Below are 24,987 nucleotides of genomic sequence, written 5' to 3'. Positions count from 1 at the left end.
TCTGTATCCGGTCGCGGCTTAAAAGTCCTTGCGCTCGATGTACAGACAAGTCAGGCCCAACATCACGGCCAAGAATGCCAAGTTGCTCCAGACCGGCTCCCAAATGTTCAACTTCACACGCTCATTCTGCAGGCTTTCCACCCGCTGCGGAATCTCGGGGGAAGGCGCCTTCTCGTCGGTGAGTAGATACATCACCAAGCTATCGAGTTCGCCTGGTTTGGGGAAAACCGTATAAATCGGATTGAGAATGTAGCGATAGAACAACTCCAACCGCCCGCTGCCCGCTTCGAACCGTCGCGTGACATTGCCGGTGTCTAAGTCATATTCGAGCACGCGCGGATAGCGGTCGGAGACGAGAAGTTTGTTGTCCGTTGTGTATGCAACAGCGGAGATATTCCCTTGGCCGGCAATATCGGTTTCAAGCGGTTTGCCGGTTTTTGTGTTGAACGTCCATGTCTTGTTATTGTGAAACTGCACCGTGAACCAGCGGCCGTTCGTGGCGGCGGCCACTTGCTGTGGTTTGTCGCTGTCGAACGGCTGAAAGCTGCCGGTCGGTTTCAATGTCTCGGCATCGAACGTGCGGATTTCACCGCTGCCCAATGCGACGAGGATCGTCTTCCCGGCATAGGCCACCAGCGCCAGTTCCTTGGTCTCTAGGTCCGTTTCTTGGGCAATCGTAAATCTCCCATCGTCGGCCGGTTTGAGCAGGTTTAAGGTGCCGCGCGAAAAAATGGCCAGGCTTCCGTCTTCTGGATTGCGATCAGCAGCGAAGGGGGGCGACCAAGAGTCCGTTCCTTCCGGTCCCACTTCGACGAATTTCCCCGCTTTGCCTTGTGGAGCCACGTCGTTCCCCGCGACCTGATCTGTGATGGTCCCTCCTTCAAGGCGAAAGATCCCAACAGCGCCGGCGATAAGGATTGTTCCCTCGGACTCGATAAACAACGTTTGCGTGCCGGGCGGCGTGGAAATGCTGGGAATGCGTTCCCAATCGTTGTTGCGTTTGCCAACGACAATCGTTCCCGATCCTGCGAAGCCGGGAACCCCTGGTCGGGACGATGCAATGGCGACCAATTGATCCGCTTGGGAATCATAGATCGGACCGACCATGGGGTAGATCAATCCAAAGAGACCGGCATCGCCTGATCCAGAGGTGAAAACCGGCTGCCACGTGTGGTCGTTGGGTTGCCACTGAAAAGTCTGGCCCGATTTATTCGCCGCCAACAACGATTCTCCTGCCGGAACTAAAACGGCGAAACGCTCCGGGTTGAGGAACATCGTTTCCACGACACCCTTCGACGTCCCTACAGCAAAACAGGCGGCCCAGAATAAAATTGTTATCACCACCGACACGACAGCGTTTTTCCAAACCACACCCGCAAACGCCGAGACCGAGTAGTAGATAGCGAACAAAAACAAGAACACCGGAACGCAGAGCAGTAATTTGTTGCTCCAAATGTCGAATCGCAATCCGACATACAGCCACAGTCCGGTAATCAGATAAGCCGAGTTCAACAGAATAAACGTACAGCCTCCGATGAATTTCGACAGAAACAACAACGACCGCGACAACGGTCTGCTCAACATCAAATCAATGGCGCCCGATTCAAACATGTGGGGAATTATCGAGGCTGTGACCAGAATCGCCACAAACACACCCAGCACACCCACCAACAAAGTCATGACCTGTACCAACACCTGCTGCACCACATCACGCATTTTTTCGCGGTCGGCTGGCAGTGGGCCACCCATTTCATAACCGAAATAGACCACGCGCGTTGCTATTTTGGGAACGGGCCGAATATCGGCCGGATACGCCGCGTCCAGTGCCAATCGATTGAAGCGTTTCAGCTCCGTTTCAGATAGCTCCGAAACGCCGCGTTCCAGCAACGGTCGTGCTTCCTTGCCCAGTGGATAACGGCTCCAAGCCGCCTCGTCATAGAAGTCGGTCCGCGTGAGCAATTCATTCAATTTTTTGATGAGCAGCCTGAGGACTCGATACGAATTCCGACCATTCTCCCCGGTCTGCTGTTGCGTCATCTGTTCCTGCAAGTCACGGGGCAGCATCTGCCAAATGTGTTTTCCCGGCAATGGTCTCTCTGACCGGGATTGTTCGACGAGCTTGTTGGAAAATTCGCTCCCCGTTGAGATGTCGCCCCGACTCAGCGTCGCTGCCACTTCGTCCTTCACTCCCAAGGGAGCCAGTAACAGCAACAACAGCGTGATGAGCACGAGCAAGATCCACAGTACCCGCGACGCGAACGCCTCACGAAACGAGTCTTTGATGACGGCGAGATACGCTTTCATGATTCGGCACCAAAGCTTGTGATTTCAGTAGGTTGTTCCACGCCCGGTTTATCGTCGGTTTGGGCTTGGATGAGTTGCAGAAACGCTTCTTCCAGCGTCAACTTCCGCGGCGTCATTCGACAAATGCTGATGCCCGCTTTTCGCAATTGATCAACGGTGCGGTCGACATCCGGTTGCGCGGAGATGCGGAGACCGACCTGAAAGCGATTTTCACCAGCACCCCTCCAAGATAGGACGGCTGCTTCATCAACCGTCTTGCGAATGGTTTCCTCCGCGCCTTCCAACAGGAATTCCGTTTCCGCTCCCGACAGCGTAGTGATGTCTTTAACATCCCCCACATGACGCAATTTGCCCTTGTGGAGAATGGCCACGCGGTCGCAAACCAATTCGACCTCTTGCAACATATGGCTGTTGAGGAAAATCGATTTTCCTTGGCCTTTGAGTCGTGCCAGGATTTCCCGCATTTCCGCGCGTCCGACCGGATCGACGCCATCGGTCGGTTCATCCAAAATGAGCAGGTCGGGATTATGCAACATCGCTTGGGCGAGACCCAGGCGTTGCAGCATCCCTTTGGAATATTTCTTGACCGACATCTTGCCCCACTCGGCCAGTCCAACTGTCGCCAGGGATTCCGGTCGGCGTTCCCTGATTTGCGACATCGACAGGCCGCTGAGGCTGCCGTAATATTCCAATGCTGTGTTGCCGTTGAGGTGTTGTGGAATGCGATGTCCTTCGGGCAGATACCCCACCCGTTGCCGTCCCGCACGATCTCCCGCAGGACGCCCCAACAAGGTCGCTTGCCCGCCGGTCTTGCGGACAATCCCCAACAGGATCTTAATCAGCGTCGTCTTGCCCGCACCGTTGGGACCGAGCAGCCCAAACACTTCGCCTCGTTTGACATCAAACGAGACCCCCTTGAGAGCTTCCACCTTTTGTCGGCGAAACAACCCATCTCGATAGGTCTTTCGCACATCGTCAACGATGATCATGGACGAGTCGGACATAGGCAATCACTCAAGGTTTCGTTGAGGGCCAGGGGGGAAATTTGCAGCACTGCATTCTGGTCGGCGCGTGACAACAATCAAGAACGCAGAAAAGCTACCGAGGGATCAAAGGAGTTGAGTCGCGTTATAGAGTTTCTCGAAGTAGGAAATTCGTCGAGCCGCCGTAATTATTGACCCGCGAGCGTTTTTATTTCCTCAATAGATAATACGCGCGGAAAAACGGCGATCTCATCCAAGCGGCCTTCCCAGTTGGATTCGTTATTGCCACGACCTCCCCAGAATACCTGTTTCCCTGGTGACAACAACCCGGATGGCAGCTTCACTCCAATTTCTGGTTGTTGTTGGCCATTCAAATAAACTCGCACGAACTCACCATCCCGCTCGAACACAACGTGGTTCCAAGTCCAACGCGGGATTGCTTTTTTCCCCACCTCTGTTTTTGCTCCAGCTCCGCCGTGCCGAAAAATGAGCTTCCCGGGATGCTCCGTTCCTCCCAAACCCAAGTGGTCACTGTCAGCGCCCAAACCATGATCGGGGCCATGCGAAAATAACCAGCCGCTGACTTCGCGAGCCTCATTGGGCATGCCGTTCCAAAACCACATCGAGACCGAATACTGGTCTCCCAGATCCTGCATATGCGCCCGCAAGCGCCCCCCTGCGAAATGCGCGGCGCGGTTGGTTTCACCCTCTTGGCAGAATTTTTCCGATTGCGGACCTTCCAAAAAGAAGACGACGCCCGGTTCGTACACCGCATCACGATGGTGTCCCGACGAATCGGCAGCGTGCGGCGTCTCGAACTCATCCAGCCGATAATATGCGATCGGCTTGGCTGCCAAGATGGCTTCAGCGCTCGGTCCGCGGCTTTGTTGATACTTTTCTCGTGGACTCCCGGCGACTTGTTCCAGCAATTGTAGTGCCGCTTCGGTGATCTTCGGCTCTGCTTGGACTTCCAACCCGGCCGACCGCGCCGCCCAGGTGTTGTATCCCCCTAGCAAATGTTGCTCCGGCGGCGGAATATAACCGTCACCCCCATTGGCCAGTTCAATCACCATGGTATGTTTCAGTGGGCTTTGCTCTTTTAATTTCAAACCGGTCAGGGCATAGGTTTCCGTTGGTGTGGTCGCAATTCCAATGTCTCCAATTCGCAACGCTTGAACCACGACTTCCGTCGATTGCCGCTCGTGGAGAATCAGTTGCTCGCGCGCGTAAACTTCGGTCGTGTTCTTCGGCGGCCGATCGCCCATAGCCTCCACGATTTTTTTGGCCCATTCCAACCGCTGGGCAGTGGGGACGCGGTAGTTGAGTGTCAATCGCCTTTCGGCCATGGCCAGCGTCGCGTATTCGTCGTACTGGATCGTGCCTATCGCATCGAGTGCGATCTTTACCAATTCGTTTGCGAAACTTTCGATTGTTTTAGCGGGTTCGGTCGGGGGGGATGTCGTGTAATCGCGCCGCCAAATATCGCCGCTGCAACCGTGCGACATGATCCCCACAAACGGAGGATGCGAAGTGTCCTCATCGACTGTTAAATTGCTCTTAAGACCTTCGCTAAACAGCCCAAAATAATCGGCGCTCAGCGCCTGGTCGCTGAAATAATGCATGGAGAAATTCGCCAGCACGGCAATCGGTCGGCCATCGGTGGCTTGGATGGAAATGATCGACAGGTCGGGATCTTCCGGACCCGATTCCCCCGTCACGTCATCCCAGTTGGCACCTGCATGCATGTTCGCGCGGACCGTGGGATTGCCGAAGGGATCATTCACGATCCGGTCCGGCCGGCGAATCCAGCGCCGCAGTGCCGTGAACTCCGCGGCGTTGCCGACGGCCCAGCCGACGCGGGCCGGTTCGAGGTTTGCTTCCGCAGCGGCGATCGCTTCGGCTAGTTTGTCGCGCAGAAACGGCACATAGTTGGGGTCGGCATCTGTTCCCAGGCAGGAGAGCGATGAGGGCGCTGAGTGCGTGTGCGTCGCTGAAATCAACATGTGATCCGCTCGAATTTTCGTGCGCAGCGCCGCCAAAGCTTTTGCGTCATCTAGTAACGGACGGGGCATCATACAACTGTCGACCACAACAATCGCCAACCGCTCCTTCCCATCGTCCAGCACGATCGCCCGGGCGTTGATCCGCGTCTTGACTGTCTCCACCGATCGGCTGAGCATGCCTCCGTTGACCAGTACTGGAAGTTGCGTCGGCGTCACATCCACCACCGCAGCCCCAGCCTGCAATCCGGCCATGGCTGGTGTTGCTGCAAAATGTATCAAAACACCGATGGTGAGTATTGCTGCAACCGATCTCATATCATTCCCTTCGAGGTTCCGCAGTCGGCAAACGCCAGTTTCTGGCTGGAGTATTGAATACAAAAAGACCTGTTTGAATGTTAACGTGACGCACACAATGAGGGAATTCCGCCACCCCGCTGTTTTGCCAATTGCCCGATTCTTGTCGCATGGACAACACGACTTGTAGAAAAAAATAGCTGCGACTGTGATGCGTTTCACAGAACATCCGCATGCCCCATACGATCATATCACTGTCGAGCAGCCGATGGACGAGTCGTTTTGTATTTGCTCTCGTCGCTGCCAGAGGAGTCCCTCAGGCTTTCAATCTCTTAGGAAACTAAGTAATTTTAGGGACAGGATGTGGTTGACCGGTTGCAATCTGTCATGCTTACGGTCATCCCTGTCAATTGTTACGTTTACCAAAGCTGTTGTGTGCCCGCTTGAAATGGGCACATCTCATCGTACCCCGCCATCAGGAGGCACTTTCACTATGCTTAAGGTTGTTGTCCCAAGTCTCGCGCTAATCTTGGCTGGCTTTGTTGCCGTTTCGGCAGCCGAAAAATCTGCTGAAGTTGAATCCGGCCTGAAACCGGGAACGTTTGTTCCTGCCTATCACGTGCGCGACATCACAGGTCCCAAAAAAGGGGAAACCTTGTGCTACCGCTGCCGCTATGGGAGCAAGCCGGTCGTGAACATTTTCGCCCGCGAAATCACACCGGAATTGACGGCATTGATTAAAGATGTCGACAAGCAAGTTGGCAAAAACAAAGCGAAGAAAATGTCCGCTTTCGTCGTCTTCCTCAGTGACGACGCCGACACGATGGAACCCAAGATCAAAGAATTGGCCAAAAAGAACAAGTTGACGATTCCCCTGACGATCATCGAAGATGTCGCCGGTCCTGAGGAATACAAGATCTCCAAAGACGCCGACGTCACCGTCATGATGTGGGTCGAATCGGAAGTCAAAGTCAACCACGCCTTCGGAAAAGGCAAACTTAAAAAAGAGAACGTCAAAAAGGTCGCTGCTGAAACTAAGAAAATCTTGGCCGACTGAATTGACAATTTGAAATTCGATCGGCTCACAAGCAGATCAAATTCGCAGACCGCGCGATACATGTCGCGCGGCCTGTTTTTTTATGCGCTGCTCTGAGGCCGTTTCGTCACGGTTCAGTGTTGCATTCGACCGCCGGTGTTCGCTAAAACTCACGGCCCAGAGGAATTTTCCCACACGACAATCCCCCCGAAATCCCATAAGGATGATCGCCACAATGGCCAACGAACGTAGCTTGATTTTGTTCAAACCCGATGCCGTCCAACGCCGTCTGTGCGGCGAATTGCTCTCCCGTATCGAAAAACGGGGCCTGAAAATCGTCGGCCTGAAGATGTTGATGGTCACCAAAGAGCTTTCCGCCCAACATTACGCCGAACACGTCGAGAAGCCGTTTTATCCGCTGCTGGAAGAATTCATCACTTCCGGCCCCGTTGTGGCGTTGGTCGTCGAAGGCCCCGAAGCGATTTCGGTCATGCGGACCATGATGGGTTCAACCAACGGCCGGGAATCGGACCTGGGAACCATCCGCGGCGATTTCGGCCTGTCTCGCCAAATGAACCTGATCCACGGCAGCGACGGCCCCGAAGCAGCCGCACGGGAAATCCCGATCTACTTCCGCCCGGAAGAATTGATCGAATACGAAACCACTCTCGCCGGATGGGTCTGTGCCGACGACGAGAAGTAGAGTTGCCGATTACCTATTGGGGTCACCCTGATTGCCATCGGCAATCAGGGTGACGTTAGGCATAAGAAGCCGCAATGACAACGGTCCTTGACCAAGAAAGACTCATTGGTCAGGACTACTGTCATTGCGGCTTCTTGCGGGCTGCGCCCGCCCCGATAGCATGAGCTATCGCGGCCACCCCTAGATTTTCAACCCGCTTTGGCGATTGCTCGTTGCACGGCGGAGCCCATGTCGGCTGGGCTTTCAGCGACGACGGCGCCGGCGGCTTCTAGTGCGGCAATTTTTTCCTCAGCTGTGCCGCTGCCACCGGAAATAATCGCACCGGCATGTCCCATCCGTTTGCCCTTAGGGGCGGTCCGACCGGCGATGAACGATCCGACCGGCTTGGTGACGTGTTCCTTAATGAACTCCGCGGCCTTCTCCTCAGCGTTGCCGCCGATTTCGCCGATCATCAAAATCGCTTCGGTCCCCGGATCGTTTTGGAACATCTCCAGCAGATCGATGAAGTTCGTGCCGATGATCGGATCGCCGCCGATTCCCACACAGGTCGATTGGCCCAAGCCAACGTTGCTCAACTGCCAGACCGCTTCGTAGGTCAGCGTGCCGCTGCGGCTGATGAGTCCTACCGTGCCGGGATTGTGGATATAACCGGGCATGATCCCGATCTTGGCAGCACCGGGCGTGATGATGCCGGGGCAGTTCGGGCCAATGAGCCGGCTGCCTGTGCGTGCCAAGCATTTGGAGACCCGGACCATATCGAGGACCGGCACCCCTTCGGTGATGCCGATGATCAGCGGAATTCCCGCATCGGCCGATTCCATGATCGCGTCGCCACAAAAGGGCGGCGGGACGAACACCATCGAGCAATTCGCCCCAGTTTTGGCGACGGCTTCTTCGACGGTGTTGAACACCGGAAACCCGTCGACCTCGGTTCCCCCTTTGCCGGGAGTCACGCCGCCGACCAATTGCGTGCCGTATTCGCGGCACATCTGGCTATGAAACAACCCGGCGCGGCCGGTAATCCCTTGGCAAATTACCTTGGTGTCGGCATCGACTAAAATACTCATCGATCTATTTCGCCTTCTTCGTTTTCGCGACTTTGCTTGGTATTCAATCTATGGCTAAAAACCGATTACGCACTCAACGTGCCGACGACCTTCTTAGCGGCATCCGTCAAATCGGTGGCGCTGACAATATCGCGACCGCTGGCAGCCAGCATTTCGCGGGCCTTATCGACGTTCGTCCCTTCCAACCGCACCACCAACGGAATGGTGAAGCCCACTTTTTCGTACGACGTCAACAGCGCCTCGACAATCGTGTCGCACTTCATGATGCCGCCGAAAATGTTCACCAGCACCGCTTTCACGTTCGAGTCCGACAGGATGATCTTGAACGCTTCGGTCACCTGGTCGACGTTGGCTCCGCCACCTACGTCCAAGAAGTTGGCAGGTTCTCCGCCATGCAGTTTGATCAGGTCCATCGTGCTCATCGCCAACCCAGCTCCGTTCACCAGACAGCCGATGTTGCCGTCGAGATTCACGTAGCTCAGCCCGGCCGCTCCGGCACGAACTTCCGCTGCGTCCTCTTCGGACAGGTCCCGCAATTCCAGCAGCGGTTTGTGACGGAACAGGGCGTTGTCGTCGAAGGCGATCTTCGCGTCCAATACGACCAATTCGTCATCGGCCGTCACCACCAAGGGGTTGACCTCGGCCATGCTGCAATCGTTGTCGGCAAAGAACTTGCAGACTTGCGGCAGAAATTTGCCGGCTTGTTTCATTTGAGCGGAGTTGAAACCCAGCTTAAAGCACAGGTTGCGGACCTGATACGGCATCAATCCGTAGTCGGCGTCAAACGGTTCGCGGAAGATTTTTTCCGGCGTGTTGGCGGCAACCTCTTCGATTTCCATCCCCCCTTCGGAGGACATCATCAAGACCGGTCCGCCCGCTTCGCGATCGACCACAATACCCAAATACAATTCGCGGGCGATTTGCAGTCCCTCTTCGACAAACAGCGTATTGACCTGTTTGCCTTCGTCGCCGGTTTGAATCGTAACCAGCGTTTGGCCCAACATCCGTTCCGCGTTTTCACGGGCTTCAGCTGCTGATTTGACCAGCACGACGCCCGGTTGCTCGGGAAATTCCTTGAATCGCCCTTTTCCGCGGCCGCCGGCGTGAATTTGTGATTTGACGACGGCAATCGACCCGCCCAGCGTGTCATAGGCCGCCGCGACTTCGTCCGCCGATTTACAGACGACTCCCCGCGGAACGCGGACACCCGCATCGGCGAGCAATTGTTTGCCTTGATATTCGTGAATCTTCATGCTGATACTCTCGTTTTCGTGAATATTCAATTGCCCTTTCCAGCGGCAACGCGGCCATCATAGCGAGGCGCCCGACACGTTTCTAGTCGCCACGCAGCTAAGAAATTGATTCTCCTCTCTCCCTTTGGGAGAGGAGCCGGGGTGAGGGCCCTCACCCCACACGCAATCTCCCCGCAACGATTCACTCACCCCCACCGATCCATAAAACAGTGGGCAATGCCAGCAGGAATCGTTAACATGCATGCCGACAAATCCCACAAAATTCCACAACCAGACCCCGGAGGCACAGGCGATGCTCAAAGGCGTACCGACCACGATTTCCCCCGAATTGATGCATGTCTTGATGAGCATGGGGCACGGCGACGAAATCGTGATCGCCGACGGCAATTTCCCCGCCGACTCGCACGCCCAGCAACTCGTCCGCTGCGACGGTTTAGCGGGGCTGCCGGTTATCGAGGGGATTTTGAAATTCCTGCCGGTCGACACCTTCGTCGACGACGTCGCCGTCGTCATGCAGCCAGTCGATAAGTCCGCCACCGAACCCCCCATCTGGACCGGCTTCCGCCGCGCATTGGAGCGCGCCGAAGACCGCGAAATCCAACTCACCCTCATCGACCGCCACGCCTTCTACGACCGCGCCCGCGAAGCCTACGCCATTGTGGCAACGAGCGAAACGGCACTGTACGCGAATCTGATTCTGAAGAAGGGGGTTGTGGCGCCGTAGGATTGTCAGTCTAAACGGAGCGTTCCCATGACCGAAACCCAACCGCAGCAACGCCGTTTTTCCCGAACCACAGTTTTCTGTGTAGTCACCGGTCTCCTGCTTATCGCGGCCGGTGTGTTCTGCTTTTGGTGGCCCTACCACCTGGAACAGCAGGCGATCACTGCCGTCAACGATTGGCGGGGCAATGTGAAAACTGAGGTCATCCGCCCTGGTTGGGTTCCGAATTCGATTGACGACTCGCAGCTCCCATTATTCGAAAGAGTCGTGTCCGCCGAATTGATTCTTCTGTCGGTGGGCGATGACGAATTGAAACAACTCAGTGAGCTGACACACATCGAATACCTGGACCTGCAAGGCACAAAAATCACCGGCGCAGGTTTGACGCATCTGCGCGGAATGGTTTCTCTCAAGACCCTTGTGCTTCACAATACCGATGTCAGCGATGCGGGCTTGGTGCACCTGAGTGAATTGAAGAATCTTGAGTTGCTTGATCTGTCCAACACCAAGGTCAGCGGTTCCGGGCTGGCCCAACTCAGCCGACTCCCCAAATTGAAGAGTTTGGGATTGGATGAAACGTCCATCGACGATGCCGCCCTGCAACATCTGAGCGGGTTGACGACCCTTGAGGATTTATCGCTTTCCAAAACGGGGATCACGGACGCCGGCCTCAAGCACATCCGTGGCTTGACGAAGCTCAAGACGCTAGTCCTACACCACACCAATATCACCGGAGCCGGCCTCGAACATTTGCGGGGAATGCCATCGCTCGAAACCCTATGGCTGTCCGACACAAAAGTCGACGACGACGGCATGCAGAATTTAAGCGGGCTGACATCATTACGTAACCTCTGGCTGCGCAACACCCAGGTCAGCGATGGGGGACTGGAGCATCTCAGAGGATTGATGAATCTCGTTGAATTAACGCTTTCCAATTCGCGTGTGACCGCCGCCGGTGTTGAAGCATTACAGAACGAACTACTGGGGTGTGACATCCAATGGACACCGCCCACGCCTTAAGAAGCATGGCCCGCTGGCGCGTAAACTCCCACACCTTCGCCGGGTGGGATTGCCACGATCATGCAAACACGTTGCTGATCACTTCCCCTTCATTCACCGTCGCCCGTTCCGGGCGGCCTTGGTGCTGGTAGATCAGTTGGGTGTGGTCCAGTCCCATCGCTTCGAGGATCGTGGCGTGCAGATCGTGGACGTGGGCGCGGTCTTCGACGGCGTGGAGTCCGAAATCGTCGGTTTGGCCAATGATTTGGCCTCCCTTGATCCCGCCGCCGGCCATCCACATGGTGAAGCCGTAGGGGTTGTGGTCGCGGCCGTCCCCTTGTTCCGACATCGCCGTCCGGCCGAACTCGCCGCCCCAGATGACTAACGTCGAATCCAACAGCCCGCGGCGCTTGAGATCCTTGAGTAGACCGGCGATCGGTTTGTCGGTGCTGCCGCAATATTTGGTGTGGTTCTTTTCAATCTTCGAGTGCGCGTCCCATTTGCTACCCGAACCGGAGTAGAGTTGGATGAACCGCACACCCCGTTCGACCAATCGCCGGGCCAGCAGACAATTTTTGCCGAAGGCTTTAGTGTTCTTTTGGTCCAGACCGTACATCTGCTGCGTCTCTTCGGTTTCCTGCGCCAGGTCGACCGCTTCGGGGGCGTGGGATTGCATGCGAAACGCCAATTCATAACTGGCGATGCGAGCTTCCAATTGCGTATCGCCGCTCCGCACTTCGAGGTGTTGGCGATTCAACTGATTGAGGAAATCAAGTTTGTTCCGTTGCTGCGCCTGGGCAATGCTCTCCGGCGAGGCGAGGTGCAGGATGGGGCTATCACCGTTGCGGAATCGCGTTCCCTGATACGTGGCGGGCATGAATCCCGTCCCCCACACGCGGCTGCCGCCGGGCGGTTCCTTGGCTTCATCCAACAGCACGACAAAAGCGGGTAGGTTTTGGTTTTCGGTCCCCAGTCCGTATGTGACCCAGGCTCCCAGGCTCGGACGCCCGGCGAGGATACTGCCGGTGTTCATTTGGCAAACGCTGCCGACGTGATTCAATCCGTTCGCCCAGCAGGAACGGATGACGGCAATGTCATCAATGCACTCACCAACGTGCGGATACCAGTTGGAGACCGGAATGCCACTCTCGCCGTAGCGGGTCCACTTGCGTTTGCTTTCCAGTAACGTATTGTCCGAAACGCCCATCGGCGTGATCACACGTTCGACGGAATCGGGCAACGGCTTGCCAGCGAATTCGTTCACCTTGGGTTTGGGATCGAAGGTGTCCAAATGGCTTGGTCCGCCGTCCATGAACAGAAAGATACAGCTCTTCGCCTGCGCGATATAATGCGCTGCCTGTGCTGCCAACGGATTAACGGCTGACTTTTCCGCAGCCAGCAAGCCCTCTTGTTGCAACAAGCCTTGCAGGGCCAGCGCGCCAAACCCACCCCCGGCCTGTGCCAGAAAATCGCGGCGCGACCGTGACGATTGGTGGTGTGGCATGTGGTTTGGGGAGAACGCGTCCATAATCACTTCAACCTCTTGCAGCCGGTCAGTCAGTCGATGTACAAAAACTCGTTACTGTTGAACAGCGCGTGGCAAAAGTCCACCAGCCCGCCGACCAAAGCGGCGTCGTAAACATAAGGAACATTCGCCGGAAAATGCGACGGATGCCCTGCGGCGCGATGCGCGGCAATCACCCTCTGCTGCGTGGCAATAAAGTCAGCCGCCGCAGCCACCTCGTCTGGATTCGGCGTGCGACCCAGCGCTTCCTGGTAGGCTTGAGTGATACAGTCGTTGATGTCCAATTGCGGTTGATCGCGAATCAACTTCGCCGCGAATTGTTCGGCCAATCCCAACACCAGTCCGCTGTTGAGTAGCGACAGCGCTTGTGGCGCGATCGTCGTTTCTTGTCGCTTCGCACAGCTCTCGTGCATGTCGGGAAAGTCAAAAGCCTGTAACAGCGGGTAGGGCATGTTCCGCTTCGCTAAAATGTAAATCGATCGCCGATTGCGTGCAGCGCGATCTTGGGATGGTTTCCAAGCCTCACGGGCACTGAAATTCGGTGGCAGATCCGGTTTGACGCCGGGACCGTACATTTCCAGATTCAATTCGCCCGAAACCGCCAGCAACCCATCGCGAATCGCTTCGGCATCCAATCGCCTGCGCGGAAACCGTGAGTAGAGTTCGTTGTCCGCATCCTGTTCAGTGACGCGGGGATCAGTGGGACGACTCGATTGGCGATACACGGCCGAATTCATGATCAGGCGGTGGAGTGCTTTGATGCTCCAACCTTGGGCGACAAATTCACTCGCCAGCCAATCCAACAATTCAGGATGGGAGGGCAGGGCGGTTTGTGTGCCGAAATCGTTAGCGTTGGCAACGATGCCGCGGCCGAAGTGTCCTTGCCAAATGCGATTGACCATCACCCGCGAAGTGAGCGGATGCTTTGAGTCGGTCAGCCAGCGCGCGAGCGTTGCGCGTCGTCCCGTGGTGCCGTCACGCGGCGGAGTGATTTTCGCCGGTTGGAAAACTTGCGATGTTTGCAACACCGTGGGAAATCCCGGCTGCACTTCTTCGACCGGTTTGTTGTACGTTCCTCCTGCTAAGAGGGCAGTCGCGGGCATCGAGGCACCGTCGACGGTGGCCATGATATCCATTTTGCCGGGAGGCGGCGGCCGGTCTTTCTGCAGCAATTCGATTTGCGCTTTCAACTCCTTGCGCCGTAGTTGCTGCGTTTCATCGAGTTTTTTGACGAGAGTTTTGTCAGTAAACTTGATTTGACGCTCAGTCCAGAATGCCAATTGGTTCTGCAGGGAAGTGCGTTCCCAGGGGGGAGTGTCGATAGCCTGTAGCACAATGGGGGGAAACTTCAGCCGTTTGACGTGGGTCGCCTTCGTGCGTACCGATAATTCCAATTCCCACAACTCTTTGCGGACCGCCGCCGTTTCCGCTTCCCATTTCGCCAACTCCGTTTGATAGTCAGCCAACGGTTGTTTTTCACCAACCGTCACACGTTGCACGGGAATCATGGGGGCAAAGAAGGCTTGCAGGCGGTAAAAATCTTTTTGCAGAATGGGATCGAACTTGTGGTCGTGGCATTGGGCGCAACCGATCGACATTCCTAAGAAAACCGCACCCACCGTGCCGGTCATGTCGTTTAGCATACTCTGCCGGGCCAATTCGACGTTCGAGGCATTACTCTCATCCGGCCACAGCCGATTGAATCCCGTGGCAATCAAGGCATCGGGGTCATTGGGAAATAATTCATCTCCCGCCAATTGAGCCTGGACGAAACGGTCGTAGGGGATGTCGTCATTCCAGGCGCGAATCACGTAGTCGCGGTATTTGTAGGCCAACGGCCGCATGGTGTCCGCGTTGAACCCGGCCGTCTCGGAAAAACGGACTACATCCAACCAATACCGCCCCCACCGCTCGCCGTAACGGGGACTCGCCAGTAATCGATCGATCAATTTCTCGTGGGCGTCGGGCGATTCGTCGTGCACAAACGCTTCAATTTCCGCCGGCGCGGGGGGCAGCCCCCACAGGTCATAGGTTGCCCGCCGAATGAAAACACCCCGTTCCGCGGGGGCGGAGAGAGTTAACTCACTTTCCTGCAGTTGGTTGAGGATAAACGCGTCGATCGGTGTCCGAACGGAATCCGCGGCAGAGACCGACGGGATTTCCGGGCGAGTGAACGGCTGAAATGCCCAATAGTCCGCTTCTTCGGCTCCAAAAGGAGATTTCTCAGCTGTGGCGTCTGCAGAAACGGTAGACTGCCAAAAGAGCAGGGCGGAGAGCGAAATGAGCGCCGTAACGGCAATTGTGAGCCGAATTTGCGGTGTGAGCCGAGTCGTAGGGGGCGTGCACTGGCAAATATCAGACATGCGCGGTCCGTCAAAAAGTCGAAAAAGGTCGGCAGGTTTTCACAGGGCCGTCCAAGGCACAAGGCCAACGAGCGGACCAACTTGCATACATCAGCGACATTTGTATACTTTACCACGACGTGGTACGAAAATCAAAGTGATGATGCGCGCCATGCGAATTGCGATTTCGCAGAATATGATTCTGAGCGTTCAGCCAGGATTTTGCATTTGCGTCCCGTTGGGGACGACCGACCTGGATGTCGTGATGCCGTTGATTATTGCTTGAAAAATACGCCTGCGGTTCGACGGGAGCTGCGCCCCCGCCAAGCCGTACGACCTGACAATTTACGAATGACGTTGCCGTAGGGAGTTTTTCGTGGTGACCGTGACTGAAATGATTGATGTGCAAGGGATTCTGCGCGGGCGGACAACCTTTGGCTTGGACGAAGTTCGCGAATTACAAGAAGCCGTGACTCATGACCAACATAAGGATGTCACGCAAGGAATCCGCGAACTGCTCGAAGAAATTGAGCAGGGAGACACTTCGTTACAAAAAAGCCTCGCCGCCGGCATCGGGGCCTATATGGTCGGGCTTCACGCCGATGCGGTGAACTGCCTGCAACAAATCAAAGACAATGGATTGGCCAGTTACTATTTGGCCAATGCCCAAGTCGCCTTGGGGCAATTCGACGAAGCCATCAAGTCGTTCGACCGGGCGATCGAAGGCGGCTACGACGCTGTGCAAAGCACATTGTTAAAAGCCGGTGCCGTTCGTGCCGTGGGACGGATTGAAGAAGCCGAAGAACTACTCCGCAGCGTCGCTCGCGAAGGGGCCACCCGCGCCGAGTATTCCTATCAATACGGCTGTATCTACTCCGATCGCGGTGACACCTACGGTGCGATTGAGTATTTCGAACGTGCCGTCGATATTGACCCGCACCATGCCCGCGCGTTGTTTTCGCTCGCCGGAATCAACTCGCTGCACGGAAACGACCAAGAGTCGATTCGTCTTTACGAACGGGCGCTCTCGCGGCCGCCACTGTATTTGGGAGCCTTGCTCAATTTGGGCTTGCTTTACGAAGACAGCGAAAACTACCGCGCTGCCGCCTATTGTTTCCGCAAAGTGCTTGAGGTCTATCCCAATCACGAACGGGCCGCGTTGTACCTTCGCGACATTGACGCTTCGCACGATATGTATTTCGACGAAGACAACTTAAAGACGCAGCGACGCTTGAACCAAGACTTGATGACGCCGGTCACCGATTTCGAACTCTCCGTCCGCAGCCGCAATTGCCTGCAGAAAATGGGAGTTCGCAATTTGGGCGACCTCACCGAGTTGTCTGAAACCGACTTGCTCGGCGGCAAGAACTTCGGGGAAACTTCGCTGGTCGAAATCCGAGAAATGATGGAGTCCAAAGGCCTCCGGTTAGGCCAATCGGCGCCACGCGACAAACCGCGGGACTACGCAATTCGCAACGACGACCTTTCGCCGCAAGAACAGGCGTTGCTGAATCGTCCGGTGGCCGATTTGAATTTGTCGGTCCGGGCCCGCAAATGTATGTCGCGATTGGGAATTAACACGCTGGCCGAGTTGACCTCTCGTACACCCGATGAACTTCTGGAAAGCAAAAACTTCGGCGTGACCTCGCTCAACGAAGTCCGGCGAAAACTGACCGACATCGGCATCAAGTTACGCAACGACTGATACCGGTTCTACTTGCAACTGGTTTCAAAACCCGCGGAGGTATTTCCGGAGTGGATCCACTCTACGACTGGGAAAATGCCATCGGGGTTTTGGAACGGGCGGCAGTCTGATTTCAACCCGTTGTTTGTGTTCACGACGCGAAAGATCCGCATGACTAACGGACGTGGTCGCGCGTTCCTTTTCCTGGCTGTCGTCGCCGGTCTGACGTACGCGTTTTGGCCGGCTGATCGGCGTGCCGCCCAGAAAATGCAGCGGCCCCCGTTACTGCAACTCGCACCCGTTCAGAGCGTCGGGAGCGGGCGGTTGTCCTCGATTCGTGTGAACCTGACTCCGTCGCCGGTCACGTCGCTACCAATACAAATCGACGGAGCCTATCGTATACAACCGGTGGGCAACCCCCGTGTGTTGGCCGAGGCCGCAAAGTTGGCCGCAACGTCCGTCACCGTGACCAAGACCGGTTTTCAAATCGGTCGTAATCATTATCCGGTCACGCGTCTCGAAATCCATCCGCAGCAATCCCCGGCGATTTGGATCAACGGGCATCAATATCGAGGAACGGTTCGGATTTATCGCCGTCCCGGCTCAAAGTTGATGGCCGTCAATGTTCTGCCGCTCGAGGAATACGTCGCCAGCGTGGTCGACAGTGAAATGCCCGCCGCGTTTCCACCCGAAGCTCGCAAAGCACAAGCGATCGTCGCGCGGACCTATGCCATATATCAAATGGGACAGGCTTCGCGAGATGCCCTGTTCGAAGTCTATGCTGATACCCGTAGCCAGAAATATTTGGGTTTTCAGTATCGCGGTGCCGGGGATCGTCTATTGGCCGGCGAATCCGCCTCAAGCCGCAAGATTGTTGACGAGACGCGAGGCATGGTCTGCACCTACGCCGGCCGTTTGTTCTGCACCTATTATTCAGCCGTCTGCGGGGGACATACGCTGCAGGGCACTGAGTTATTCAGCGACGCCGTTCCCGCCGTGGCGGCCGTCCCGTGCGATTTTTGTCGCGAGGCAAAATATTACCGCTGGGATGTTTCGCTCACAGCTGCCGAAATGGAGAAAAAAGTCAATCCCGCCGTCAAAGGACGGACCGGCAGTTGGGGACGTTTGGTGGCGCTGGATAACATCCCGCCAGCGGCGCCAGGGCGACTTCTGGAATTTGATGCCAAATATCAGCAGGGTCACGGCACCATTCGCGGAGACCGGCTCAGGACGGCGCTCTCAAGCCATGGCGTCCGCAGCCCGCACTTTCGCATTGAGCATCAAGGGAAATATTCGCTGCATGGGCGCGGACACGGCCACGGTGTGGGGTTGTGCCAATGGGGCGCCCGGGGACAAGCAAAAATTGGCCGTGGCGTGCAACAAATCTTACAGTATTATTATCCTGGATCAGAAATCGTGATCGTTGGCAATAGTGTGGCACGGAACTGACCAAACTGAGGATTGCCGTTTGAAGCCGTCGCGCAGGATATTTGGCGTTCGAGTGAACAGGACACGTCGCGTATTGCCGTTGAGAAAATTGCGTCGGGATCGCCCCGCCGCTGCAAAGACGCTCCCAGGCGTCTCGGCCCCATGAGGACACAGAATGTCGGACGGAATCCCTACCATCGAGTTGTTGGAATCGACGCACAATTTTCCCTGCCGGTATGTCTTCAAGATCATCGGCAAAAACGTCAACGATTTTCCGGGACGGGTCGTCACAGCCATGCGCTCGGCCCTGGAGGCCTCGGCCGATCCGCCGCACAGCTTACGCGAGACATCCGGCGGGCGGCATGTGTCGGTCACCTTCGAACCGGTGGTGCGGACTCCGCATCAGGTCGTTGCAGCCTACTCGGCGCTGCATCTGACTGAAGACGTGGTGATGATCTTTTAATGGTCCGCTACCGGCTGGGCTACTTGGCGTTAACGTTTGACAACCAAGACAGGACCCCCTTGGCGACGTGCATGCGGTTTTCCGCCTGTTGAAACGCGATGCTTGCCGGGCCGTCGATGACTTCATCGGTACACTCGAGTCCCCGTTTGGCGGGCAAACAGTGCATGAATTTGGCGCCTGGCGCCGCAGCCGCCATCAAATCGGCGTCCACGCGATACGGTCCAAATATCTGCTTGCGCGCATTGGACTCTGATTCTTGGCCCATGCTGGCCCACACATCGGTATAGACCACGTCCGCATCATTCACGGCTGCGTGTGGATCTTCGATGAGCGTGATGTCCACATCGGGGATGGCGTGTTTGAGTTGTTGCAGAAAACCGGGCGTCAATTCATAACCTGCCGGCGACGATACGACATACGGAACCTTAAGCAACCCGGCGCAAATTGCCAGGGATTTGGCGACGTTGTTGCCATCGCCGATATAGGTCAATCGTCGTCCCGCCAACGAACCGAACTCCTCACGTATGGTGAAGAAGTCGGTCAAGGCTTGGCAGGGATGGCTGTCGTTGGACAGGCCGTTGATCACAGGGCAGCCGGCGTGCTGGGCGAATTGGTCGATCAACGATTGTTCAAAGGTGCGCATCACCACGAAATCGGAATACCCGCCCAAAACACGAGCGACGTCGGCGGCACTTTCACGACCGTTTAACCCGGCTTCAGCGGTGGAGAGAAAAATGCACGTCCCACCCAAATGGGCCATTGCCGCTTCGAAGCTGATCCGCGTGCGCAGTGACGGTTTCTCAAAGAGCATCGTCAGCACGCTGCCGGCTAAACGAGGATCGCGGTTGCCCTGTAAAGATTGCGTTTTCAGTTCATCTGTAGTAGCGAATATCTCTTGCACATCGGCTGCGCTGAAGTTCAAGAGCGTGTCCATGTGTCTCATGTTTGTCATTCCTTACTCGGTGCGGCTTCAGACTTCCCTTGGGGGCCACTGGCAGCTTGTCCGCCAGTGCCGTATCAAGCTGGGGTTTCCTTGTTCAGGAACGTCGGTCCACGTGTGCACTGTCGGACGAGTCGCCAGTGGCACTCCCAATCGGGACAACCCAATGCTTGATGTATTGCTGTCGTGTTAAACTTCCGCGGCCATTTCACGCAGAACGTCGGCGATGACCTCACACCCCTCATCAACTTGTTCGGCTGTGACATTCAATGCGGGGAGCAAACGCACAACTGTGTCGTGTGTGGCGTTCACCAATACGCCACGTTGCATACACTTGCCCACGGCTGGACCGGCGGGAATCGTGAGGTCCACGCCAATCATCATGCCCCGCACACGCAATTCACGGATGATCGGTAATTCTTCTTGGAGTGCCTCAAAATGCGACTGAAACCGCGCTGACATCTCGGATACGTTGTCGAGCAGGTTTTCGTTTTCAATCGTCTCGACGGTCGCCAATCCAGCGGCCATCGCCAGTGGATTGCCGCCAAAGGTACTGGCATGCATTCCGGGGCGCAGGCTGGGGGCGATTTCTTCCTTGGCTAGAATTCCGCCGCAGGCCACTCCCCCGGCCAGCCCTTTGGCCAAGGTGATGATGTCTGGCTGCACATTCCATTGTTGGTAACCGAACCACGTTCCGGTACGCCCCATGCAGGTTTGGACTTCATCGAAAATCAACAACAAATCGTTGTCGTCCGCCATTTGACGCAACTCGGCCAGGAAACCGTCTGACGGGATATTGACGCCCCCTTCGCCCTGGACCGGCTCAATCATGATGGCGCACGCTTCGTCATCAATCAGCTCGCGGACCGAATCGGCATCGTTGAAGCGTGCATAGCGAAAACCAGCCATGAGCGGGCCAAGTCCTTGGTGGTACTTCGGCTGAGCGGTCGCTGTCGTCGCAGCCAGCGTGCGGCCGTGAAAACCGTTTTCGAACGTGATGATGCGATGACGGTTTTCAGGGGTATGCAGTCGCGCCAATTTGATGGCCGCCTCAACTGCCTCGGCGCCGCTATTGCAGAAAAAGGCCTGCCCGAAACCGCGTGTCGTCAGTGCTTCGGCAAACTTGCCTTGTTGTTCGGTATACCAGGAATTGGGAATATGGATCAGATGGGCCGCTTGTTCCTGAATCGCCTGGACAACCGCCGGCGGACAATGCCCTAAAATGTTGCAGCCCCAACCGGGGAACAGATCCAAATACCGCTGTCCTTCCGCGTCCCACACATTCGAGCCTTCGCCGCGGACCAATGAAATTGGAAATCGCCCATAGTTGGGGATCACATGTTTTTCAAACGTGGCAATCGTGTCCTGGCTACTCTGCGTTGCGACGGGATTCACAATTTTGTCTCCTGCGGATCAAACGAATGAGAGGTTTGCGGCGGGTCGAACCAAAGCCGCGTGGAATCGGCGAAAAAGTTATTGACACCTAACCAATGGGGCAGGTTCACGATTTCACTAAAAAACCGTGAATCGCGTGTGACGAGTCGATTTCTACGCCGATGCGGGCGGCACAATTTCAGTTCCAATTCCGTGATCGGAATAAATCTCCAGCAACAACGAGTGTGACTTCCGGCCATCGACGATATGGACTTTGCGAACCCCCGCGGCGATTGCTTCCAAGGCGGCATCGACTTTGGGAACCATTCCCGTTGCGATTGTGCCATCGGCAATCAACTGCCGACAACGATTGACATCCAAATGATTCTGTAGCGTCTCCGGATCGTGTTGATCCAAGAAAATTCCCGGCACGTCGCTGAGAAAAATTAATTTTTCCACGTTCAGCAGCCGGGCAACGGCCGCTGCTGCGGTATCGGCGTTGACGTTTAGTTTTTCGCCCGCGCTATCCAACGCGATGGAAGGGATCACCGGAATGATGCCCGCTTCACAGGTGCGGCGAATCAGATCTTCGTCAATATCCACAATCCGGCCCACGCGGCCCAGATCAATTTTGTCACCCTTCTCGCCGGTGAGGGTCAACTTTTCACCGACAAGGCAGTTTTGCGAAAGGTAACTCAGCCCCATCGCATGCCCAGCCTGTTTACGCATTTCGCCAACCAAACTTCCACATATCTCCTTGGCCAACACTTCGGAGACCAAATCGATCGTTTTTTGGTCGGTATACCGGCGGCCTTGGACGAAACGAGGCTCGATTCCCGCGTCCTGCATGGCTTGGCTGATCGCCTTGCCGCCGCCGTGTACCAGAATCGGACGCATGCCGACAGCGCCCATGAAAATGACGTCGGTGAGCAAATTCCGGACAGTTTCGTCGTTTTCGAGCGCGCTTCCGCCCAGTTTGATGACTACGTGCTTATCACGAAATTGCCGGATCCAACCCAGCGCCTCGATGAGCACGCCCGCCTTTTGAGTCGCGTCGTCCACAGGTGATTGTCTCGTACGGAAGGGAAAAGTTCCGATTGTAGAGCCTTCCGTGCGTGAGTCAATTCTGAAGGCGTATTAGACCAGATTCGGCAGCGCAACTCTTAGCCACCAAACGATTTTAGTGTCCGCGAAATCGATACGGCGGTTACGACCGGCCTCAAATCACAATCGCGGTAGCCTCGGTACTTTCGCGCTGACCCAAACCCGGTTTCCCCGGAGCCGCAGATGCAGGCGATTTGGCGTAAAACCAGCGGTGAATTCCCCCCGATAAGCTTTTAGAGAAGCCAACTCAAAACGTACCGCGAACGGCACTTCGCCAAGTAACACACTCCAAAACCCTACACCAGCATCAAATCTTCGATGCACCCTACCTTTTCTAGGGAACGTGAATTGTGTGATGCCCATGCCGCATCGGGATTTGATTTTACAGCAAGAAGACTCGGAAAGAGACTACTCTTGAGCAATACACACTTGCCAATACAACATCTGCTTGCGCAACTTGAGAAGCAAGGACGTCGACCTCGTCGCAATTACCGCCCTCAGTGGATTACCCCCATTATTGAGGAGGTGGCGGAGCTTTTTGAACCACTTTGCAGCGTGGGACGCGTGGGGTTCGACTGTCGACTCACCGAGGATCGCTGGGAGGTCAGCCTGTATTTGGGGACTTGCGAATTGGTCGGCGGCAAGAATGACGGCCAAAACCGTCCGCTGAGCTTTCAATTCAATATGCACGAATTGTACCGGCGGTTCAATCTCGTTGAACGCTGGGAATGGACCGCCCATCCGGCCAAAAATGCGGAAATTGCGGACGAAGAAGCCTCTCTGGTGACCATTGAGGGCTACTGGGACGATAATCCGATCCGCTTGAAGCTCATCGAATCGCCGCCGTCAAAAGTCGGTCCGGGACTGCGAGAATTCCCGAACGGTCATCGCGAGCAAATCTGAGGCAGGGGAGCGAATCTTCGAATAACGCCCCCAATAGCGATTCGTCGGGGTGGCATGATGCAGCCCGACTGAATGAGCCGGTGAAAAAAATCCCCCCCCAGGACTCGAACCTGGAACGACAGGACCAAAACCTGTTGTGTTGCCATTACACCAGGGGGGAAACTGCGTTCGCTGCCGTTGGCAGCACGCGGTAGGCGAATCTTAGACGATGTCACCATCCTCTGCAAGATTGGACAGGGCAAGTTCTGCAGAGCGACCCAGACGCGCTGGTGAGGCCCAGCGGCACCTTTCATTTTCACGCGTGCTGCAGCGTGGGAGCGAATATGCGGCTACCGTTTGTGGTGAGCCGAGCAGTAGTTCCTCGGGATTACCGTTCTATCGAAACGGCAATTCGCACCAGATCGGCGATTGTGCGGACTTTGAGTTTTTTCATCACGTTGGCCCTGTGTTTTTCGACCGTCTTTTCGCTGCGTCCCAGGTCCCGAGCGATGACCTTGTTGGCTTTCCCGGCGACTACCATCGTCATCACCTCGTGCTCGCGGTCCGAAAGTGTGGCCAGACGTTCGCGATGGATCGCCCTGTCTCGTGCCTCGTTTTCCGCATGTTTGCGTTCGCTGATATCCTCGTACAGGACCACGGCCCGGGCCGCTCCCGCTCCGCTAAACGGCGAGACCTCGACCTGGTACCAACGTTGGTCCGCGGCGTGGTAACAGAGGACTTCCACACAAAACTGCGATTGTATTCCGGTAATGACATCGCGCACACCGGCGACAATGGTATTGGCGGCCGGTTGCATTTCACCGGTCACGTTTGAACATGCACTGAGATAGTTGACGGTCACCCCAAACGCTTTGCCGGAAAAGGGATTGGGACTTGACTGATTTGCCCAGGCCGAATTCACCATCAGAATCATGCCGTTGTCATCCAGAACCGCCACTTGGGCGGATAACGAATCGAGCACCCCCTCCAGAAGTCGCAGTGACTGTGTCCGCGCCTTTTCGGCGCGGCGACGTTCGACCAAGTGCGTCCACTCGCGAATCGCCGCTGCGGAAATTCGCGGTAAATCCCGCATGACTGCCGCCGATTTGACCACATAGTCCAGCGCCCCGGCCTTCATGGCCTCGACCGCGACCTGTTCATTACCATGACTGGTTAACACGACGACCGGAAATGCCGGCGCATTGTCATCGTGGCGGATCAGGTCGGTCCCGCGCCCATCGGGAAGTTCCAAGTCAGCGATCACTACGTCGGGAGTACTCGTGGTGAGGAACTTTTGCGCTTCTCGCAGGCTGCTGACTACGGAGAGTCGGAAACCGGAGCCTGCTGACTCGAATGCGCGTTCGATCAATTTCGCGTGAGCAGGCTGATCTTCGACGAGCAAGATAGTCATGTCGAGATTTTTCATCGTTAGCGATCGGAATAAAATCCGCGGCCACTGCAAACGCTCTACGATTTCAAAAAGACTGTTACGCTCAGTCAATTTGATCGAGCGCACATTTCTGAGAAGCAATCGCGATTTTAGTCCTAATTATTGGCAAACTGCCGTGAGGCTTCAAGGACAAGCCCGCTCAAAACGCGCAGTCGCATTTTTTCTCGTTGCTGGTCAGTTGCACGATTGCACTTTTTCTTAGGAGGGGGATAGCAAGCTTGTCGACGAACGTTCCAGCAATTTCAGCATGCCGCTACCATGAGTTGACTGTCGCCGATTCTTTTTCGTCGTGCGACCAAGTTCCGAGTCAGTACTATCCCTTGCACAAATCTTGCACACATCACGCGGCTCAACATCGCAAATTGACGATAGACGTTGCACTACCGTATGCTGTATCTTAGGAGAACATAGCATAGTGGCTGATAGGATCAT

The 24,987-nt window shown here is 55.8% G+C and carries 19 protein-coding genes and 1 tRNA gene; 8 read left to right on the top strand and 12 right to left on the bottom strand.

The features are described 5' to 3' along the window. Positions 1 to 18 precede the first annotated feature (18 nt). The 3 genes from CA54_RS24930 to CA54_RS24920 all read right to left on the bottom strand — a co-directional run bounded on the left by CA54_RS24930 (position 19) and on the right by CA54_RS24920 (position 5,605). Positions 19 to 2,304, bottom strand: coding sequence for an ABC transporter permease (locus tag CA54_RS24930; protein WP_146373716.1), 2,286 nt, complete (start codon positions 2,302 to 2,304; stop codon positions 19 to 21). Beyond that, positions 2,301 to 3,308, bottom strand: coding sequence for an ABC transporter ATP-binding protein (locus CA54_RS24925; protein ID WP_146373715.1), 1,008 nt, complete (start codon positions 3,306 to 3,308; stop codon positions 2,301 to 2,303). Before CA54_RS24925 ends, CA54_RS24930 begins: the two co-directional genes overlap by 4 nt. Positions 3,309 to 3,475: 167 nt before the next feature. Continuing rightward, positions 3,476 to 5,605, bottom strand: coding sequence for a LamG-like jellyroll fold domain-containing protein (locus tag CA54_RS24920; RefSeq protein WP_146373714.1), 2,130 nt, complete (start codon positions 5,603 to 5,605; stop codon positions 3,476 to 3,478). Positions 5,606 to 6,077: 472 nt separating this feature from the next. Between CA54_RS24920 and CA54_RS24915 the strand changes: the two genes are divergently transcribed. Then, positions 6,078 to 6,641 carry a hypothetical protein gene (locus CA54_RS24915; protein ID WP_146373713.1) on the top strand — a complete coding sequence of 188 codons (564 nt, stop codon included), beginning with the start codon at positions 6,078 to 6,080 and terminating at the stop codon, positions 6,639 to 6,641. Between the two features lie 214 nt (positions 6,642 to 6,855). Further along, entirely contained in the window at positions 6,856 to 7,323 is a 468-nt protein-coding gene (gene ndk / locus CA54_RS24910; protein WP_146373712.1) for a nucleoside-diphosphate kinase, read from the top strand. Positions 7,324 to 7,511: 188 nt separating this feature from the next. Here the strand turns inward: ndk and sucD are convergent, their stop codons facing one another. Both sucD and sucC read right to left on the bottom strand, forming a co-directional pair. After that, positions 7,512 to 8,390 carry a succinate--CoA ligase subunit alpha gene (gene sucD / locus CA54_RS24905; protein ID WP_146373711.1) on the bottom strand — a complete coding sequence of 293 codons (879 nt, stop codon included), beginning with the start codon at positions 8,388 to 8,390 and terminating at the stop codon, positions 7,512 to 7,514. Positions 8,391 to 8,455: 65 nt separating this feature from the next. Then, complete coding sequence (gene sucC, locus CA54_RS24900; RefSeq protein ID WP_146373710.1) at positions 8,456 to 9,643, bottom strand: ADP-forming succinate--CoA ligase subunit beta; 1,188 nt, start codon at positions 9,641 to 9,643, stop codon at positions 8,456 to 8,458. A 241-nt stretch (positions 9,644 to 9,884) separates the two neighbouring features. On the opposite strand from sucC, the gene CA54_RS24895 reads away from it, so the two are divergent. Both CA54_RS24895 and CA54_RS24890 read left to right on the top strand, forming a co-directional pair. Further along, entirely contained in the window at positions 9,885 to 10,367 is a 483-nt protein-coding gene (locus CA54_RS24895; RefSeq protein ID WP_231963190.1) for an RbsD/FucU family protein, read from the top strand. Between the two features lie 27 nt (positions 10,368 to 10,394). Then, positions 10,395 to 11,384: a leucine-rich repeat domain-containing protein gene (locus CA54_RS24890; RefSeq protein ID WP_146373709.1), complete on the top strand. Its 990-nt coding sequence runs from the start codon at positions 10,395 to 10,397 to the stop codon at positions 11,382 to 11,384. A 58-nt stretch (positions 11,385 to 11,442) separates the two neighbouring features. Here the strand turns inward: CA54_RS24890 and CA54_RS24885 are convergent, their stop codons facing one another. Together CA54_RS24885 and CA54_RS24880 are read right to left on the bottom strand one after the other, a co-directional pair. Further along, positions 11,443 to 12,891 (bottom strand): DUF1501 domain-containing protein, encoded by a 1,449-nt coding sequence (locus CA54_RS24885; RefSeq protein ID WP_231963189.1) that lies wholly within the window; start codon positions 12,889 to 12,891, stop codon positions 11,443 to 11,445. Positions 12,892 to 12,920: 29 nt separating this feature from the next. Continuing rightward, a complete protein-coding gene (locus CA54_RS24880; RefSeq protein WP_146373708.1) occupies positions 12,921 to 15,251 on the bottom strand; it encodes a DUF1549 and DUF1553 domain-containing protein in 2,331 nt (776 codons plus the stop codon). 355 nt (positions 15,252 to 15,606) lie between these two features. Here CA54_RS24880 and CA54_RS24875 point away from each other — a divergent pair, with 355 nt between their 5' ends. From CA54_RS24875 to CA54_RS24865, 3 genes are all read left to right on the top strand, one after another. Next, positions 15,607 to 16,935 (top strand): tetratricopeptide repeat protein, encoded by a 1,329-nt coding sequence (locus CA54_RS24875; RefSeq protein WP_231963188.1) that lies wholly within the window; start codon positions 15,607 to 15,609, stop codon positions 16,933 to 16,935. A 150-nt stretch (positions 16,936 to 17,085) separates the two neighbouring features. Beyond that, complete coding sequence (locus CA54_RS24870; RefSeq protein ID WP_197532812.1) at positions 17,086 to 18,363, top strand: SpoIID/LytB domain-containing protein; 1,278 nt, start codon at positions 17,086 to 17,088, stop codon at positions 18,361 to 18,363. Positions 18,364 to 18,517: 154 nt separating this feature from the next. Next, entirely contained in the window at positions 18,518 to 18,805 is a 288-nt protein-coding gene (locus tag CA54_RS24865; protein WP_146373705.1) for a YbeD family protein, read from the top strand. Between the two features lie 19 nt (positions 18,806 to 18,824). Here CA54_RS24865 and argF read toward each other — a convergent pair whose 3' ends face one another. From argF to argB, 3 genes are all read right to left on the bottom strand, one after another. Next, on the bottom strand, positions 18,825 to 19,748 hold the full coding sequence (gene argF / locus CA54_RS24860) for an ornithine carbamoyltransferase (protein ID WP_146373704.1): 924 nt from the start codon (positions 19,746 to 19,748) through the stop codon (positions 18,825 to 18,827). A gap of 186 nt (positions 19,749 to 19,934) precedes the next feature. Continuing rightward, positions 19,935 to 21,140 carry an aspartate aminotransferase family protein gene (locus tag CA54_RS24855; RefSeq protein ID WP_146373703.1) on the bottom strand — a complete coding sequence of 402 codons (1,206 nt, stop codon included), beginning with the start codon at positions 21,138 to 21,140 and terminating at the stop codon, positions 19,935 to 19,937. A 153-nt stretch (positions 21,141 to 21,293) separates the two neighbouring features. After that, positions 21,294 to 22,181, bottom strand: a complete 888-nt coding sequence (gene argB, locus CA54_RS24850) for an acetylglutamate kinase (protein WP_146373702.1) — start codon at positions 22,179 to 22,181, stop codon at positions 21,294 to 21,296. A 456-nt stretch (positions 22,182 to 22,637) separates the two neighbouring features. On the opposite strand from argB, the gene CA54_RS24845 reads away from it, so the two are divergent. Further along, positions 22,638 to 23,126 carry a hypothetical protein gene (locus CA54_RS24845; protein WP_146373701.1) on the top strand — a complete coding sequence of 163 codons (489 nt, stop codon included), beginning with the start codon at positions 22,638 to 22,640 and terminating at the stop codon, positions 23,124 to 23,126. Positions 23,127 to 23,215: 89 nt separating this feature from the next. On the opposite strand, the gene CA54_RS24840 is transcribed toward CA54_RS24845, so the two are convergent. Then, positions 23,216 to 23,286 (bottom strand) — tRNA-Gln (locus tag CA54_RS24840). A 207-nt stretch (positions 23,287 to 23,493) separates the two neighbouring features. Then, positions 23,494 to 24,516 carry a response regulator transcription factor gene (locus CA54_RS24835; protein ID WP_197532811.1) on the bottom strand — a complete coding sequence of 341 codons (1,023 nt, stop codon included), beginning with the start codon at positions 24,514 to 24,516 and terminating at the stop codon, positions 23,494 to 23,496. Positions 24,517 to 24,987 lie beyond the last annotated feature (471 nt).

The sequence above is a fragment of the Symmachiella macrocystis genome (assembly GCF_007860075.1).
Taxonomy (GTDB): Bacteria; Planctomycetota; Planctomycetia; order Planctomycetales; family Planctomycetaceae; genus Symmachiella; species Symmachiella macrocystis.
Note: the sequence above shows the minus strand (reverse complement) of the source record. Positions and strands in the feature narration are given on the sequence as shown.